The sequence below is a fragment of the Flavobacterium sp. PL11 genome, from assembly GCF_035985025.1.
GTDB lineage: Bacteria > Bacteroidota > Bacteroidia > Flavobacteriales > Flavobacteriaceae > Flavobacterium.
Genome location: NZ_JAXCIA010000005.1, coordinates 32,164 through 49,284, shown reverse-complemented (window position 1 = coordinate 49,284; position 17,121 = coordinate 32,164). Strand labels below are relative to the sequence as shown.

The 17,121-nt window shown below is 33.5% G+C and carries 12 protein-coding genes; 7 read left to right on the top strand and 5 right to left on the bottom strand.

The window, feature by feature from the left end; all coding sequences use genetic code 11:
• Window positions 1–2: 2 nt before the first annotated feature.
• From RCH18_RS04060 to RCH18_RS04040, 5 genes are all read right to left on the bottom strand, one after another.
• Entirely contained in the window at window positions 3–3,230 is a 3,228-nt protein-coding gene (locus RCH18_RS04060) for a SusC/RagA family TonB-linked outer membrane protein (RefSeq protein WP_326935474.1), read from the bottom strand.
• Window positions 3,231–4,218: 988 nt separating this feature from the next.
• Window positions 4,219–5,118, bottom strand: coding sequence for a hypothetical protein (locus tag RCH18_RS04055; RefSeq protein ID WP_326935473.1), 900 nt, complete (start codon window positions 5,116–5,118; stop codon window positions 4,219–4,221).
• A gap of 11 nt (window positions 5,119–5,129) precedes the next feature.
• Complete coding sequence (locus tag RCH18_RS04050) at window positions 5,130–6,632, bottom strand: SusD/RagB family nutrient-binding outer membrane lipoprotein (RefSeq protein ID WP_326935472.1); 1,503 nt, start codon at window positions 6,630–6,632, stop codon at window positions 5,130–5,132.
• Window positions 6,633–6,642: 10 nt separating this feature from the next.
• Entirely contained in the window at window positions 6,643–9,726 is a 3,084-nt protein-coding gene (locus tag RCH18_RS04045) for a SusC/RagA family TonB-linked outer membrane protein (protein WP_326935471.1), read from the bottom strand.
• 85 nt (window positions 9,727–9,811) lie between these two features.
• Window positions 9,812–11,518: a hypothetical protein gene (locus RCH18_RS04040; RefSeq protein ID WP_326935470.1), complete on the bottom strand. Its 1,707-nt coding sequence runs from the start codon at window positions 11,516–11,518 to the stop codon at window positions 9,812–9,814.
• Window positions 11,519–11,974: 456 nt separating this feature from the next.
• On the opposite strand from RCH18_RS04040, the gene rpsL reads away from it, so the two are divergent.
• From rpsL to rplW, 7 genes are all read left to right on the top strand, one after another.
• Window positions 11,975–12,358, top strand: coding sequence for a 30S ribosomal protein S12 (rpsL, locus tag RCH18_RS04035; protein ID WP_022828353.1), 384 nt, complete (start codon window positions 11,975–11,977; stop codon window positions 12,356–12,358).
• Window positions 12,359–12,461: 103 nt separating this feature from the next.
• Window positions 12,462–12,938, top strand: a complete 477-nt coding sequence (gene rpsG / locus RCH18_RS04030; protein ID WP_035668130.1) for a 30S ribosomal protein S7 — start codon at window positions 12,462–12,464, stop codon at window positions 12,936–12,938.
• A 10-nt stretch (window positions 12,939–12,948) separates the two neighbouring features.
• Window positions 12,949–15,105: an elongation factor G gene (fusA, locus tag RCH18_RS04025; RefSeq protein WP_326935469.1), complete on the top strand. Its 2,157-nt coding sequence runs from the start codon at window positions 12,949–12,951 to the stop codon at window positions 15,103–15,105.
• A gap of 11 nt (window positions 15,106–15,116) precedes the next feature.
• Window positions 15,117–15,422 (top strand): 30S ribosomal protein S10, encoded by a 306-nt coding sequence (gene rpsJ, locus RCH18_RS04020; RefSeq protein ID WP_011963470.1) that lies wholly within the window; start codon window positions 15,117–15,119, stop codon window positions 15,420–15,422.
• Window positions 15,423–15,577: 155 nt separating this feature from the next.
• Window positions 15,578–16,195 (top strand): 50S ribosomal protein L3, encoded by a 618-nt coding sequence (gene rplC, locus RCH18_RS04015; RefSeq protein ID WP_072945403.1) that lies wholly within the window; start codon window positions 15,578–15,580, stop codon window positions 16,193–16,195.
• Entirely contained in the window at window positions 16,195–16,824 is a 630-nt protein-coding gene (gene rplD, locus RCH18_RS04010) for a 50S ribosomal protein L4 (protein ID WP_326935468.1), read from the top strand. The genes rplC and rplD overlap by 1 nt, the downstream gene beginning before the upstream one ends.
• Before the next feature lie 6 nt (window positions 16,825–16,830).
• Window positions 16,831–17,121 (top strand): 50S ribosomal protein L23, encoded by a 291-nt coding sequence (gene rplW, locus RCH18_RS04005; RefSeq protein WP_066081040.1) that lies wholly within the window; start codon window positions 16,831–16,833, stop codon window positions 17,119–17,121.

The following is a 17,121-nucleotide window of genomic DNA, read 5'->3' as shown; positions in this document are numbered from 1 at the left end:
ATTTAAAATTTTATTGTTAGATTACAACCAATATTTCTGGTAGTTGGCAAAGAACCAATAGAAAGTCCTAGCGATCCTGCGTTAGATCCTAAACCACTCTCTGGATCTGCATCTGGTAGATTTTTTTGGATAATCCATAAATTTGATCCTATCAACGATATTTTAGCATCATTCAATTTCAACTTTGAAACAAATGTGCTTGGAAAGTTATAGGTAATATTTACTTCTCTTAATTTAATAAATCCAGCATCATATACATAAGCTTCTCTTGGTGCTGTCCCTCCAGTATAAGCTTGTGTAATTGCTCCTCCAGAAGCATATTCAACTCTTTTAGTATTCACAGTACCATCTGCATAAACACCTGGCAATATAACGCCACCACCATCTGCAATGCTACTTCTTTTAGGATTTCCTAAATCGTTGTTTCCAACAGTTTGTACGCCTAATCCTCCACCTACACCATACCACTGGTCAGTAGAAAATACATCTCCGCCGTGTTTGATATCAACTAGGAAACTAAGAGATAATGTTTTGTAAGAAAATTTGTTACGTATCCCCCCAACCCAGTCAGGATTTACATTACCAATAATATTATTAGTTGAGTTATTAAGCACATATCTACCAGTTGTTGCACTAATAATTCTTTGTCCATTTGCAGTATATGTATAATCAGTTCCTTTTAAAACTCCAAAAGGTTGACCAACGACCGCATTAAGAGTAACTCCTCCAGGAAATGAACTTACTTGTAAATTACTTACACCTTCAGCTAATTGAGTAACTAAGTTCTCATTCTTAGACCAGTTTAGATTAATGTCCCAAGCAAAATCATTAGTTTTAATTGGAGTTCCATTCAACTGAAGTTCAATACCTTTATTTTCAATCTTAGCTGCATTCAAAAATCTTGTAGAATTTCCTGTAGCTGTAGAATATGGTACACTTACCGCTTCTCCATCATTTATGTTTTTGTATAAACTTAAATCAACTCCAAGTCTCCTTTTGAACATTTGCATTTCAAGACCTACCTCATAAGTTTGAGTTTTAATAGGTTGTAAATTTGGATTGTTTTTAGTGCTATTTACAGAGTATTGCTGCTCTCCATTAAAAGCATCTGATTTAGAATACGTATCAACAAGAGCCAGTCCAGGTGTTCCCAATGGACTTTCAGAGTAACCTCCTCTTATTTTTCCAAATGATAACCAATCCATTTTTATGCTATTAGAAAAAACCCAGCTACTAGAAACAGAATTACTAAATAAATAGTTGTCCCCAACAGGTAAATTAGAAAAAGCATCTCTTCTAGAAGTAACATCTAAAAATAAGAAATCTCTAAAACCAAGTGAAGCTGATCCAAAATAACTATTAACACCACTCTTATTAGCTCTTTCGAAAGGGAATGGGCTCGTTGATAATGAGTTGTCAAGTGCATATAATTCTGGAACAATAAGTCCACCTTGCGTAGAAGCTATAATAGAATTAAATACATTTCTTCTAGCTGTTCCTCCTGCAACTGCAGAAAGATTAAAATCTTCACCTAAATCTTTTTTGAAAGTCAATAACAAGTCATAATTCTGTTCAGAAAAATTACCGTTATAACGTTGGTATCCTGAAGTTTCATCTAAGTTGTTAATACCAAATGATTTTGGCACAGAACCAACCGCCACTCTTTCCTCACGAATTTCAGAATAGCTATCTGTTGATATTTTACCAGTTACAGATAACCAATCATTGATCTTGTATGTTAAGTTTGCATAACCTACAAAACGATCTCTTGAGTCATTCTGATAGTTTTTATAACGTTCAAAATAAGGATTGTTCCAATACGCAGTTGTTCCATTCGTAGCTGATTTTCTATTCCAAGAAATATTTTGACCTCCTGAATTATTGTAAGCCTGCTCAAGTTGCTTAATGTCTACGTTATTTTGCCACCACTGACGAAAACCAGATACAAAGTTGTCTGCATAACCAGTCATATTTCTTCCTGTTGCAGCTTGATTAGAGAAATTAGCAAATGAAGTAAGTGATAACTTATCTGTAAATTCATGATTTAATTTTAAACTAAAATTATTTTTATTTAAATCACTATTAGGAAGAATTCCAGTTTGTTTAGTATTACTGAAATTAAATACTATGTTGCTTTTTTCGTTAGCATCTTCAAATGATACGCTATTTACAAGTGATAAAGAGTTTTTGAAAAAAGATGTTGGGTCATTCTTACCCGCTAACCACGGAGTAGCTTTTCCAAAATTTTCATTACCAGGATATGCAGAATACGCGTCCCACTGAAATAAGTTTAAGGATGCATCAAAGGGATCACCTACAGATGCGTCATCACCAAAGTATACATTTTTATTGCTATCATAGGATTCGCCATAACCTGCACCATATTCTTTCTGATATTTCACAAATGTGCTTTTGTCAATAGATCCAGATACTACTTCTGAAGAGATCGTTATACCCAATCCTTTTTTAGCTCTACCTTTTTTAGTAGTGATCATCAATACACCATTTCCAGCAAGATATCCGTACAAAGCTGATGCTGCTGCACCTTTTAAAACATTTATACTTTCAATATCGTCTGGATTAATATCCATACCATTATTTCCGTAATCAAATCCTTTTGCTCCTCTGGACTGTCCAGTTGTACCATCTATAGAATTGTTGGCATTATTGATAGGCATACCATCAACAACAATAAGCATCTCATTACTTTGTCCAATAGATTTGATACCACGTGATATTGCGCTAGTTGAACCACCAAAATTTGTATTTCGAGTAATGTTTACCCCAGCAACTTTTCCAGAAAGCTCATTTAAAAAGTTACCACTAGAAGTTCCAGATTTCAATTCCTCTGCTTTAACTTCTTGAGTTGCATACCCTAAAGATTTTTTTTCACGTTTAATTCCTAAAGCCGTAACTACTACTCCTTCAAGTTCTACTGAATCATCTTTTAATCTTACAGTAAGATTTGTAGCATTAGCTGTAACTTCTTGAGATTTCATCCCAATATAACTAAATGCCAAAACCTGTTTTGGCGTTGCTCTGATAGAAAATTTTCCATCGAAATCAGTTTGTGTTGAAGTTTGTGTTCCTTTCACTAATACGTTCACACCCGGTATAGGTAATCCTGCATTATCAGAAACAGTCCCTGTGACAACCCTTTCCTGCGCAAAGGTGATTTGCGCTACTAACACTAATAATAGTGTTAAGAATCCATTGAACTTTACTCTCATTTTTAATTTTTTTGAATTAGTTTTACAAACTTCACAATAAATTGTTAACGATCCTAATTTGTGTGCAGTTTTTTAAAGTATAAGTTTAAAATTTACTATTGATTAATCAGTAATCCTATCTATTTACGATGTTAAAAACAAAAATAATGTAAATTAAAGGCTGATTTTAAAGATTCAATAACTTTATTACTTTAACTAAATTAACTTAAAAATTTAAGAATTAATTTGTTATAATCTTAGCGATTTAAGAAATGTAATTCGAAAAAAAAATTAATTTTAAAAGAGTCAGTTTTAATGAGTAAAAATTATTTGAAACTTAGTTTCTTAAATAATAGCTTTTGATTGTAATTGGCTAAACTTTAAATGATAAAGATATATTGCTAATTTTTTATTTAAATGAATTGCATCTGAAATTAAATTGAAATAAGCTTACTTATAAAAAGCACATTTAATTTTCAATTTAAAAACGTTACTTAAAATATGATTTAAATAAATGTTGCTCAATCAAACCCAAAAGTGGTTTTTATAGACAATGTTAATTAACGAAAAACTTTACCATATAATAAAACGTAGTGTAGCTTTTTATTCTGCAGTTTACTGAAAAAGTATTCGTGACTAATGCATTTTATTTACGTTTTTTTTAAAACAGTAAATGCGAATAAATAATTATGTCATTTTGTATAGTTGAATCTTGGGACTAGCTCAAGCCCAGCTTATGTCGAAGTAGCTATTCTCATAGCCTTCCACTGCATTCAGGATTACAAAAAATTAAGATTTAAAATCATTGTTGCAAATGACAAAGTGCTGATTTTGTGTGTAAATTTGCAACGTTAAATTGTTTCGATTATTTAATCTGAATACCTTTTGAATCAATTTTTAATGACCACTTATAATATGAAAGACTTAAATTATTTAAAATTTTTTATGTAACAAAAAAACCATCAGCGAAAGCTGATGGTTTTTAAAATATTATAAGAGACCTAATAATTTATTCTATTCTACGTAAAACTTCGTAAAATTCTCTAGGCCCATCAGGTGATAAATAACCAACGGAAACATTTATTACATCTTTTCTATCATTTGTTCTTGTGACAAAATTAGAAGTTCCACACTTAGCATTAGTCATATTTCCTGCGTTAGACTCACATGTAATGATAGGCTGATTATTTAATTTGATATTAGCTCCAGAAGGATCTTGTAAAGAAACAGTTATTTTGTTAGCGTCATCAACAGAGAAGTACCATGGCTGTCCCGCAAAACTACCCACGTACTCAGTATGTTTGTATAATGTTTCTGAAATTGCTTCAATAACTCTTTTACCACCACCAGTAGCTGCAAAGGATGCTTGTGGTACACCAATTCTCCAGTAGCTACCTGTAATTATCTCATAAGTTCCTGCTAGACTGTTTGCTCCTAATGCCTTTACGGTAATCGTAATTGTATTCAACTCAGCTACAGATTCAGAAGATTCTTTAATCTCTAAAACTATATCTTTAAATACAAATGGAACCAAACCGCCAGTTAAAATCGATAAAGAACCTTTTGCTGTTTTTGTACCAGCAGGAATAGTAAATGATTTTACAGGTAGTGAAAACTCAACCCCTTCTTTAGCTACAGATTTAGGGCTCGTTGCAATAACCACCGTAACGTCTTTATCTAAGGGTAAACCTTTGCCACCATTATATGTTAAATCAAATTCATATTTTACTGGTGTGTTAGCAACGTCCTTAACAATATTTACCACATTTACTGGTTTAGCAAATGAGGTTAATACTGGGCCATTACCGAAATCTGTTTTATCTTGATCTAATATGGCATCACATGAGCTAAAAGCTAACACGAGCATTACTAGTCCTGCGACTCTTGATTTATTTAATATATTTCTCATGTTTTTAATTTTTATTTCCAAAATGGATTAGCAGTAAAGGGCGTTGTTGCTGTTTGAGCTGGAACATTCAGTGCATTTCGAGCGATTTCTGAACCAGGGTAAAGCAAGCGTACGGGACGAGTTCCACCACCTTCAACAGGTTGTGGTAAATTAGCTGGAAATCCAGTTCTAGTTTTTTCAATCCATAATTCAATTGAAGATGTACCATTTAATGCAACCCATTTTTGAGTGATTATCGCTTGAATTTTATTAGCTGATGATCCCCAGTTTACATTGGCAATGTCTTGAGAATAGTAAGTAGCAGCAGCAACTGCAGGGTTAGCAACACCTAATCTAGTAAATGAGGCTACAATTGCTTCTTCATATTTAGCTTTCGCAGCTGCTTCTCCACCTGCAATATATCCTCTTTGTATTGCTTCTGCCTGTAATAATAATGCTTCTGGCATTGACATTACAACTTGGTTTGCGTCAACAGTTGTAATTAGTCCGGGACCTACCTTAGATAAATTCTTAGAAGTAAATCCAGTACCCGGAAGCGTGGTAATTTGAGGAGCTCCTTTGAAAGCACCGCCAGTTTCAGCTGGGGCATACAATCTGTTTAAACGTGGATCATTAGTAGTTGTTAAGTAATTTAATACATAATCAGTCGCTACAGTAAAATCTCCTCTATCAGTTTGTGTATTTGTAGTAACATTTCTAAAATAGCCATAAAACGGGTTTTGCTTACTTGCATTATCGCTATAGCCTGGATTTGTACTTATGTCAGCTTGAATATAACCAGCGCCGTTAGCATTTATAGAAGCAATTTGCGCTTTGATATATGTATCTTGGTTAGTATTGCTTAGACGAACTAACATTCTTAACTTGATTGTATTAGCAAACCGAGCCCATCTCTTCATGTCTCCTCCATTCATAATGTCTTTACTACCAGGATTTTCAGCATTTGTTGGTAAACTTAATGCAGTTGATGCAGCAGTTGTCAATTCAGCAATAACAGCTTTATAAATAGTTTGCGCATCATCATACTTAGGAGTGATATTAGCACTTCTTAAGTTTGCCTCTGTGTAAGGAACATCTCCGTATAGATCTACCAAATACTGATACTGAAATCCTTTAAGTGTTACAGCGATTGCTTTATATGCGTCATAATTGACTGCACCTGATGCATCATTATAGTTTTGAACATACGTCAAATCTCTAAAAATAGTTGCATAAGAGGATTCAAAAATATTTCCATAAAAATTTGAATTTATAGTGTACCTATAAAATTCTTGATTAGCTGACCAGTTTGAAGGTGTTGCCCAATTGTATGCAAGGTATTGACCAAGGTAAGTCATTTGCTGTGCATTTAAAGCAGTGAGATTACGCTGTGCTGCTGGCAATGTCAAGCCTGGTGTAGATTCAGCAGGATTATTTGGATTTGTATTGACATCTAAATAATCACTACAACTTATTGTAGTCATAGTAGCGATTAATAGCACTACACATGATTTTACGATTTTTATTGTGTTCATATTTTTTATATTAAAATGTTATATTGAAGTTTAGACCAAACTGTCTTGTAGGTGGTGTTTGTGCTTGAGAACCTACACCTACACCGTTACCAGCATCTATATTAAATTCAGGATCTGTAGTGACATTGTCTTTTGGTCTTAAAGTCACAAGATTTCTACCAAATACACCTATATTCATAGACTGAATCCCTATTTTCGATGTAAAGTCACTTGAAAAGTCGTATGACAACGATACTTCTCTTAATTTTAATGTAGTCGCATCAGAAATATAATTTTCAGTAACATCGCTATAATCATCCCAAAAAGCATTTCCTCCACTTGCTGTCAAACGATTTGTATTTGCAATAAATCCTCCAGCACCATCAGAGTAAGACGAATTTGGGAATACAAATGGTTGTCTTCCTGCTGTAACACTATGTTGAGTTAAACCTGTAAATTCTAACAACTGATTTAAATTGTTATAAAATATATGTCCCGTTCTGTAATCAGCAACAGCATATAATGTAAATCCTTTATAAGTAAAGCTGTTATTTAAACCAACAATGTATTTAGGTGTAGTTTGCCCTTGCACTTGGTTTTGAGAGTCTTTTAATGGATTTCCATTATCACCAACTATAATTCGACCTTGTGGATCCCTAGAGTACGCTGGTGTTTTTAATAAAGGATATGATTCTCCTACTCTTGCTACAACAGCTGCTTCACCTAAACCACCTATTGGCACTTCCTCAAGTCCGTCGATCAAAGAAATAACTTCAGAATCAAAACCTGAATAATTCATTCCCAACTTCCAAGAGAAGTCTTCTGTTTTAACAAAAGTTCCCTTTAAATCAAGTTCAATACCAACGTTTTGAATCTCTCCTATATTAGTCAATATACTAGTAGCTCCAGATGTTGTTGACACGTTTATTGGTACAATTTGGTCAGTAGTATTTGTTTGATAGATTGTGCCATTAAATTGTAATCTATTATTAAACATTCCTAATTCAATACCTACTTCTTTTGATAAAGTAAATTCAGGATTTAAATTGATATCTGGATCTCTTGAACCTTGTGATAATGCAACTGTAGATCCATAAGGAAATCCAGCTGGCGCTGCAAATATGCCTTGTATATCATAAGCACCAGCGTCATTACCTGATTTAGTTACGTTGACCGTTGCTTTTAAAACGCTGATACCATTATCAGATTTTATATTTGGAAACGCATCTGAAACTAAAAACGATAATCCTGCACCTGGATAAAAGTAAGAGTTACTATCTTTAGGCAATGAAGACGACCAGTCGTTTCTTGCAGTTACGTTTAAGAAAATGTAATCTTTAAATCCTAAAGTAAGATCGCCATAAACACCTTGTCTTCTAAATAGTGTGGTAGATTCACCACCTCCTAATTCTCCTGTTCTTGTGGAAACATTATAAAAATCTGGAATAATTAAGTTACTTCCATTCACATCAATAGAATTAGCTGCTGTTAATCTAGTATTAGCGCCAGCAGTCATTTTAACACTAAATTTGTCATTAAAATTTTTATCAAATTTCAATAAAATATCGTTGTTAAGTCTTTGACCAGTATTGATACTTGCAGCAGTTCTTGGTCCGTAAGGATCCATATCAGAATAAGTGTTCTTTAATTGAAAGGCATATTTAAAAGCTCCGAATTGTCTTTTAAAATTTTGAGAGAAAGTCGTATAACCTGTATTTACTGATAATGTTAAATAGTCAGTAATGTCATAATCAATGTTTGACAAAATATTGAATTCATTATAATCTGTTTTTTCTCTTTGTGTGTCAATTATGAAATATGGATTTTCATAAAATCTATAAAAAGAAACTTCATTTCTAGTGTATTTTCCAGTTTGCCAGTTTTTCATTTGATCTAATGGAATATGCAATGGAGTGTTTAAAACATTCCAGTACACAGGACGACCTTGTCTTCCGCCAGAAGAACTTACTTGATTGGTATGTGCTCTAAAGAAAGAGACATTACCACCAACAGTTAATTTGTTAAATTTTCTACTTGCTTTTAATCTTCCATTAGTTCTATTGTAACTGTCATTAGGGACAATACCTGTAGTGTTAGTTTGGTCAATTGAAAACAAAAAATCGCTAGTTTCATCACCACCTTTTAATGTTACCCCGTGTCTAGTTGAAACGCCTGTATCAAAAAAGTTTCTTACATTGTTTTTAATTGGTGAAAAAGGAACCTGAAATACAGATCCATCATCTAACGTTTCACTAGCGTCTACTAAACGACCATCATAACGAGGACCCCAGTTAACATTTTCTAATGGATAAAGTGTTCCATCAGGAAACCCTCCTACACCAAATTCAGACTGAATTTCTGGTAGATAAGAAACATTCTCTATCTGAACCGAAGTATCATAGCTAATTGTTAATTTTCCACTACCTTTTTTAGTTGTTACTACTAATACACCATTTGCAGCTTCTGATCCATAAAGTGCAGATGCATTAGCTCCTTTTAAGATTGTTACGTTGTCAATATCATTTGGATTAATTCTATCGAGAACTCCTCTAGCTGATGGAAAACCATCAATTACGATAAGTGCTTGATTATTCCCTAACAATGATCTATTACCTCTTAAAACAACTCTTGTGTTTGGGTTAATACCGTTATTTACAATATTTACTTGTAAACCTGATACCTTACCTGCTAATGCTGTAGCCACGTTTACAGCTTTAGTTTTTGTCAATTCGTCACTTTTTAAATTTTCAGTACCATAAGAAAGTTCCTTTGGTCTTCTTTTAATACCTAATGCAGTAACTACTACACCTTCTAATAAAACTGAATCATCTTTCAGTTTAACATTGATATTTATGGAATTAGCAGTCACTTCTTGAGATTTCATCCCAATATAGCTAAATGCCAAAACCTGTCTAGGTGTTGCTCTGATAGAAAATTTTCCATCAAAATCAGTTTGTGTAGACGTTTGTGTTCCCTTTACTAATACATTCACACCTGGAATAGGCAATCCTGCATTATCGGAAACAGTCCCTGAAACAACCCTTTCTTGCGCAAAAGTGATTTGCGCTACTAACACTAGTAACAGTGTTAAGAATCCATTGAACTTTAGTTTCATTTTTAATTTTTTTGAATTAGTTTCACAAACTTCACAATAAATTGTTAACATTCCTAATATGTTTTAAGGTATTTTTAAGATAAATTTAAAATTTAACATTATAACTTATATGAGTTATTGTGTTAGAAAAAACGAATTCCTGTCTTTTGGCACGGCCATTTGCAAAGGCTAATTTTAATAATCCATTCTTAGTTTTTAATCCTATTCCTAGTCCTAAACCTATTAAATTATTTGATATTTCTAAGTTATCTACAGATGTTTTATTTTTTAAAATGCTATAGTCTAATATGGTATGAGCATAAAGATTTGGTGAAACTATATAACGATATTCTGTTTGAATATTTGAAAAATAATAGCCTTGCAAACTGTTTTCAGCAAATCCTCGTACACTATTTAAGCCGCCAAACCGGAATAATTCGTTTATAATATACCGCTTGCTTTGCAAATAACTATTTTGGCTATTTAGGTAAATAGAATTTCTTCTATTAAAATTGAAGGTATGTAGGGCGTTAATGTGAATGGCTAATTGACTGTCCTTTGAGTTGTTAGTGATTTCACTAATTTCTCTTTTGCCTAAAGAAATAGAAGCTGAAAATTTAGACTGTAAGGGGAAGAGAGCTTCTCTATTATTTTGTTTTACATATTCAAAGTTGGTATTTAAATTAGTGGTATTAAAGTCGCTGATCGATGCATTCAAAGATTTTTGAATATCACTTGATGCTGTAATGTGGTACCCCATGTATAAACGGGCGTTGTAATTGATATAATAGCTTAAATCAATTTTAGTGTCCGTATTTTGATAGGTCGAATCTTGTCTAAAAATGTTAAGTTGAGCCTTAATTCCAAAAGGAGTTTTAAAAAGGTAAGGAAGCTCTAAACTTGTTTTAAATGTTTTTTGCTCCTTTCCATCACTCTTCCAAAAAACGGAAAACTTCTCACCTCTTTGTAAAATATTTTCTAAACTAATATCTAAATATCCAGTAAAAATTATTTTTTTGTTTTCATCATTAGCAAATCCAAGAAAACCGTCAAATGTGTTGGAGCTTCTTTTTTCTAAGTAGACAAAAACGGAGGTCGTGTCTTTAGTAAATAAGATTTCAGGATATTTTATTTGATTAACGTAAGAAAAAGTATTAAACTCATCGTGAATTCGAGACAGTATTTTTTGATTAAAAACAGTATTTTTATACTTTTTAGAAACTTGCTTCAAATGTCCGGCCGGAAATTGAAGCTTATTCATAGTTTCTGGATAAATAAGTTTAATAGAACTAAGTATTCGCTGCTGGTTTAGTTCTACCTTTAGATCAGCTGTTAACTTGCCATCTTTTTTTTCAAGATTAATTAATTTTAATTCAGCTAGAGAGAAGCCTTTTTGCTCTAATTGCTCTATCGTTTGTTTTAAAAATGCCTCTATGTTGTGATACGGAATGTCAATTTTGCCGTCAGATATATTTGCTATAACTATATTTTTCACCGTTACATTCGATCCTATAGAGATACTTATGCATTGTGTTTTTTCACCTAGACTAAATTGAGCTTGATAAATCGAGTCCTTTATTGTTACTATATTAATTGGACTGTTTTCTAAATAACCTAACTGAGTTAGTTTACTTGACATTAATTTTATCTCTTTATCAATAGCAGTTAAATTATTATGTTTAGAACTGTACCGTATAGAATCTATTAAACTTGTTTCGAATTTTGTTTGTCCTACTATTGTTAACTCAATTTCTTGGGCAAAAGTGATTTGATTTAAGATTATAAAAAAAAGTAAAATTAATATCGCTTTCAAGGTTTAAGTAGTTTTTGAGAATTTAACGCAAATATCATTCGTTTAGCTTTCAATAAGAAATTTAAATGATTGAAAGTAGGAATAATATCTTATTCATACAGCGTTAGATCTAAGAGTAAATGTTTTCACTTAAAAAATAAATGGTCTAAATAGTCTTTCAAGTCAAGAAATATTATGAATAAAGGCATTTTAGTAAAATAAAATTTCATTATTTTTTACACTTTGGATTTGAATAAATATACTTTTAAAAGAAATAAGGTATTTCCGCAGCGGAAGTTAATTCTATGATAAAACTTTATTTTAAGCATTGAATTCTCCATTATCCCTTTGGAAAACAAATTATTAGTTGAAGGAAAAATTAATGATTTGTGGTTTGTGATGTAAAAAATATTTTCTACATTTGCAACCCCGTAAAAAGCGGGATTTTAATATAATAAGAAATTTTTAGTATTAATTATGCCAACAATTCAACAATTAGTAAGAACAGGAAGAACTCAGATGACTAAGAAGAGTAAATCGGTTGCTTTAGATTCTTGTCCTCAAAGAAGAGGGGTTTGTACGCGTGTTTACACTACAACACCTAAAAAACCAAACTCTGCAATGCGTAAAGTAGCGCGTGTACGTTTGACAAATGGTAATGAAGTAAATGCCTACATCCCTGGTGAAGGACACAATCTACAAGAGCACTCGATAGTATTAGTTAGGGGTGGAAGGGTAAAGGATTTACCAGGAGTTAGATATCACATCGTTCGTGGTGCACTTGATACGTCAGGAGTAGCTGGAAGAACGCAAAGAAGATCTAAGTACGGAGCTAAACGCCCAAAAGAAGCAAAAAAGTAATTAATTAGTCAAAAGTCAAAAGTCGAAAGTCGAAAGATCATTTATATGATGCTTTAAGACTTTTAGACGTTATGACTTTACGACTTTTTTTAAACAAAAAGACATGAGAAAAAGAGCGGCAAAGAAAAGACCACTTTTACCAGATCCAAGATTTAATGATCAACTGGTAACACGTTTTGTGAACAACTTAATGTGGGATGGAAAAAAATCGACAGCGTTTAAAGTATTTTATGATGCTATTGACATCATTGAGTCTAAAAAACAAGATGCAGAAAAGCCATCATTAGAGATATGGAAAGATGCTTTGACTAATGTTATGCCTCACGTAGAAGTACGTAGTCGTAGAGTAGGTGGAGCTACATTCCAAATTCCGATGCAAATTAGACCAGATAGAAAAATTTCGATGGCAATGAAGTGGTTGATACTTTATTCAAGAAGAAGAAATGAAAAATCTATGGCTCAAAGGTTAGCCTCTGAATGTTTAGCTGCGGCTAAAGAGGAAGGTGCTGCTGTTAAGAAAAGAATGGATACTCACAAAATGGCAGAAGCTAACAAAGCTTTCTCTCACTTTAGATTTTAATTCATAAGAAATGGCTAGAGACTTAAGATATACAAGAAATATTGGAATCGCTGCGCACATTGATGCTGGTAAAACAACCACAACTGAGCGTATTCTTTTCTATACAGGAAAAAATCACAAAATAGGGGAAACGCACGAAGGTTCTGCAACAATGGACTGGATGGCGCAAGAGCAAGAAAGAGGTATTACAATTACTTCTGCTGCTACAACTTGTGAGTGGAATTTCCCAACAAAGCAAGGTGAGAAATTACCTGAATCTTTACCGTATCACTTTAATATTATTGATACTCCTGGACACGTTGATTTTACTGTTGAAGTAAATCGTTCACTGCGTGTGCTTGATGGTTTAGTTTTCTTATTTAGTGCAGTGGATGGTGTTGAGCCACAATCTGAAACGAACTGGAGATTAGCGGATCAATACAGAGTGCCACGTATGGGATTCGTAAATAAGATGGATCGTCAAGGTTCAAACTTCTTAGGAGTGTGTCAGCAAGTTAGAGACATGTTAAAATCTAACGCAGTTGCAATTACTTTACCAATAGGGGAGGAAAATGATTTCAAAGGTGTCGTTGATTTGGTTAAGAACCAAGCTATCGTTTGGGATGATGCTGGTATGGGAGCGACTTACGAGATAGTGCCTATTCCTGCGGATATGGTTGACGAAGTAAAGGAATATCGTTCTGCATTAATTGAAGCTGTTGCTGATTATGATGAGAATCTTTTAGACAAATATATGGAAGATGAAACTTCTATAACTGAAGAAGAGATTAATAAAGCATTAAGAGCTGCTACAATTGATATGGCAATCATTCCTATGCTATGTGGATCATCGTTTAAAAACAAAGGAGTTCAGTTTTTATTAGATGCCGTTTGTAAATACCTACCATCTCCAATGGAGAAAGAAGGTATTTGGGGAATACATCCTGATGATGCTGATTTGCTAGAAGAAGATCAAGTTAAAATTTTGCGTAAGCCTTCAGTTTCTGAACCTTTTGCAGCATTAGCTTTTAAAATTGCTACTGACCCATTCGTAGGTCGATTAGCTTTCTTCCGTGCTTACTCAGGACGTTTAGATGCAGGTTCGTATATTTTAAATACACGTTCAGGAAATAAAGAAAGAATTTCTCGTATCTATCAAATGCATGCCAACAAGCAAAATCCAATCGATTTCATCGAGGCGGGTGATATTGGTGCAGCAGTTGGGTTCAAAGATATCAAGACTGGAGATACAATGTGTGATGAAAAACACCCAATTATTCTTGAGTCAATGAAATTTCCAGCTCCGGTAATCGGGGTTGCAATTGAGCCTAAAACTAAGGTTGATGTTGATAAAATGGGTATGGCTCTGGCTAAATTAGCGGAAGAAGACCCAACATTTACAGTAAGAACAGATGAGGCTTCTGGCCAAACTATTATTTCTGGAATGGGAGAACTTCACTTAGATGTGCTTATCGATCGTATGAGACGTGAGTTTAAAGTTGAAGTAAACCAAGGTGAACCTCAAGTTGAATATAAAGAAGCTTTTACAAGATCAGCTCAACATAGAGAAACATACAAGAAACAATCTGGTGGTCGTGGTAAATTCGGTGATATCGTATTTAAACTAGAGCCAGCAGATGAAGTGGATGGTAAAGCTCCTGTTGGATTGCAATTTGTAAATGCAGTAAAAGGTGGTAACGTTCCTAAAGAATATATTCCATCTGTTGAAAAAGGGTTTAGAGAAGCTATGAAAACGGGTCCTTTAGCAGGATACCAAGTAGATAGTTTGAAAGTAACTTTATTAGACGGATCTTTTCACCCTGTCGATTCAGATGCATTATCATTTGAATTAGCAGCTAGAATGGGATACAGAGAAGTAGCTAAAGCTGCTGGAGCTGTCATCCTTGAGCCAATCATGAAAATGGAAGTGATTACACCAGAAGAAAATATGGGAGATATTGTAGGTGATATCAACCGTCGTAGAGGTCAGGTGAATGATATGGGCGATAGAGCTGGTGCAAAAACAATAAAAGCAGATGTGCCGTTATCAGAAATGTTTGGTTATGTTACAACATTAAGAACACTTTCTTCTGGTAGAGCAACTTCTACAATGGAATTTTCACACTACGCTGAAACACCTGCTAATATTTCAGAAGCAGTAATTAAAAAAGCAAAAGGAAACGCTTAATCTTTAAGAAAATGAGTCAAAAAATCAGAATAAAATTAAAATCTTACGATCACATGTTGGTAGACAAGTCTGCTGAAAAGATTGTAAAAACGGTTAAGAGTACAGGCGCAGTAGTTACAGGACCAATTCCTTTACCAACTCACAAAAAACTTTTCACTGTATTGCGTTCTCCACACGTTAACAAGAAAGCGAGAGAGCAATTTGAAGTAATGTCATATAAGAGATTGATTGACATTTATTCATCATCATCTAAAACTATTGATGCACTAATGAAACTTGAATTGCCAAGTGGAGTTGAAGTTGAGATCAAAGTTTAAGTAGTTTAAGAGTAAAAAAGGACGCTGCTTTTGATTGAAAAATATTTTTTTGGTTTGTGTGTAAATAATTTATACTTTTGCACCACTTTAAAAAAATAGGATTCGGTTAATAGCTGCGTTCTATGTTTATATTTAATAATTAATAATTAATAATTATGTCTGGGTTAATTGGTAGAAAAATCGGCATGACTAGCATTTTCGACGAGAACGGGAAAAATATTCCTTGTACAGTAATCGAAGCTGGACCATGTGTTGTTACCCAAGTCAGAACCAAAGGTGTTGACGGGTACGAAGCGTTGCAACTTGGTTTCGATGACAAAAACGAGAAACATTCCACTAAAGCGGCTTTAGGTCACTTTAAAAAAGCGGGAACTGTAGCTAAGAAAAAAGTCGTTGAATTCCAAGATTTTGCAACTGAACAAAAATTAGGAGATCTTATTGATGTTTCTATTTTTGCTGAAGGAGAATTTGTAGATGTACAAGGTGTATCTAAAGGTAAAGGTTTTCAAGGGGTTGTAAAACGTCACGGTTTTGGTGGTGTTGGACAAGCAACTCACGGTCAACACAACCGTTTAAGAGCGCCAGGTTCTGTAGGAGCTTCTTCTTATCCATCTAGAGTATTCAAAGGAATGCGTATGGCTGGACGTATGGGAGGAGATAATGTAAAAGTTCAAAACCTTAGAGTTTTAAAAGTAGTGGCTGAAAAGAACCTACTGGTTATAAAAGGATGTGTTCCTGGTCATAACAACTCTTATGTAATCATTCAGAAGTAATGGAAGCAATAGTATTAGATTTCAACGGAAAAGATACTGGAAGAAAAGTTCAACTTTCTGATTCAGTATTTGGTATAGAACCAAACAATCACGCAGTATACCTTGATGTTAAGCAATATCTTGCTAATCAAAGACAAGGAACGCACAAGGCTAAAGAAAGAGCTGAAGTAGCGGGAAGTACGCGTAAGATAAAAAAACAAAAAGGAACTGGTACTGCTCGTGCGGGTAGTGCAAAGAATCCATTGTTTAAAGGTGGTGGAACAGTTTTTGGACCAAGACCAAGAAGTTATTCATTCAAATTGAATAAAAACTTGAAAAGATTGGCTAGAAAATCTGCTTTCTCAATTAAAGCTAAAGAGTCAAATATAATTGTACTAGAAGACTTTAATTTTGAAACACCAAACACTAAAAATTTCATTAATGTTTTGAAAGCTTTAGAGTTAGAAAATAAAAAATCACTATTTGTGTTGGGCGATACTAATAAAAATGTATATTTGTCCTCACGCAATTTAAAAGGGTCTAGCGTTGTAAGTAGCTTAGAATTAAGCACTTACGCTATTCTAAACGCTAATAACTTAGTACTTTTAGAGAGTTCTTTAGAGATAATTGAAGAAAATTTAAGTAAATAATAGGATATGAGCATCATAATTAAGCCTATAGTAACGGAAAAAGTAACCAAAGAAAGTGAAGTTTTAAACCGTTTCGGCTTCGTTGTTGACAAAAAAGCAAATAAAGTACAAATTAAGAAAGCTATAGAAGCTGCTTATGGAGTAACGATTTTGAGTGTTAACACGATGAACGTAAGACCGGATAGAACGACTAAATACACTAAAAGTGGTTTAATCAGTGGAAAGACAAATGCTATTAAAAAAGCAATTGTACAAGTACAAGAAGGAGAAACAATTGATTTTTACAACAATATCTAA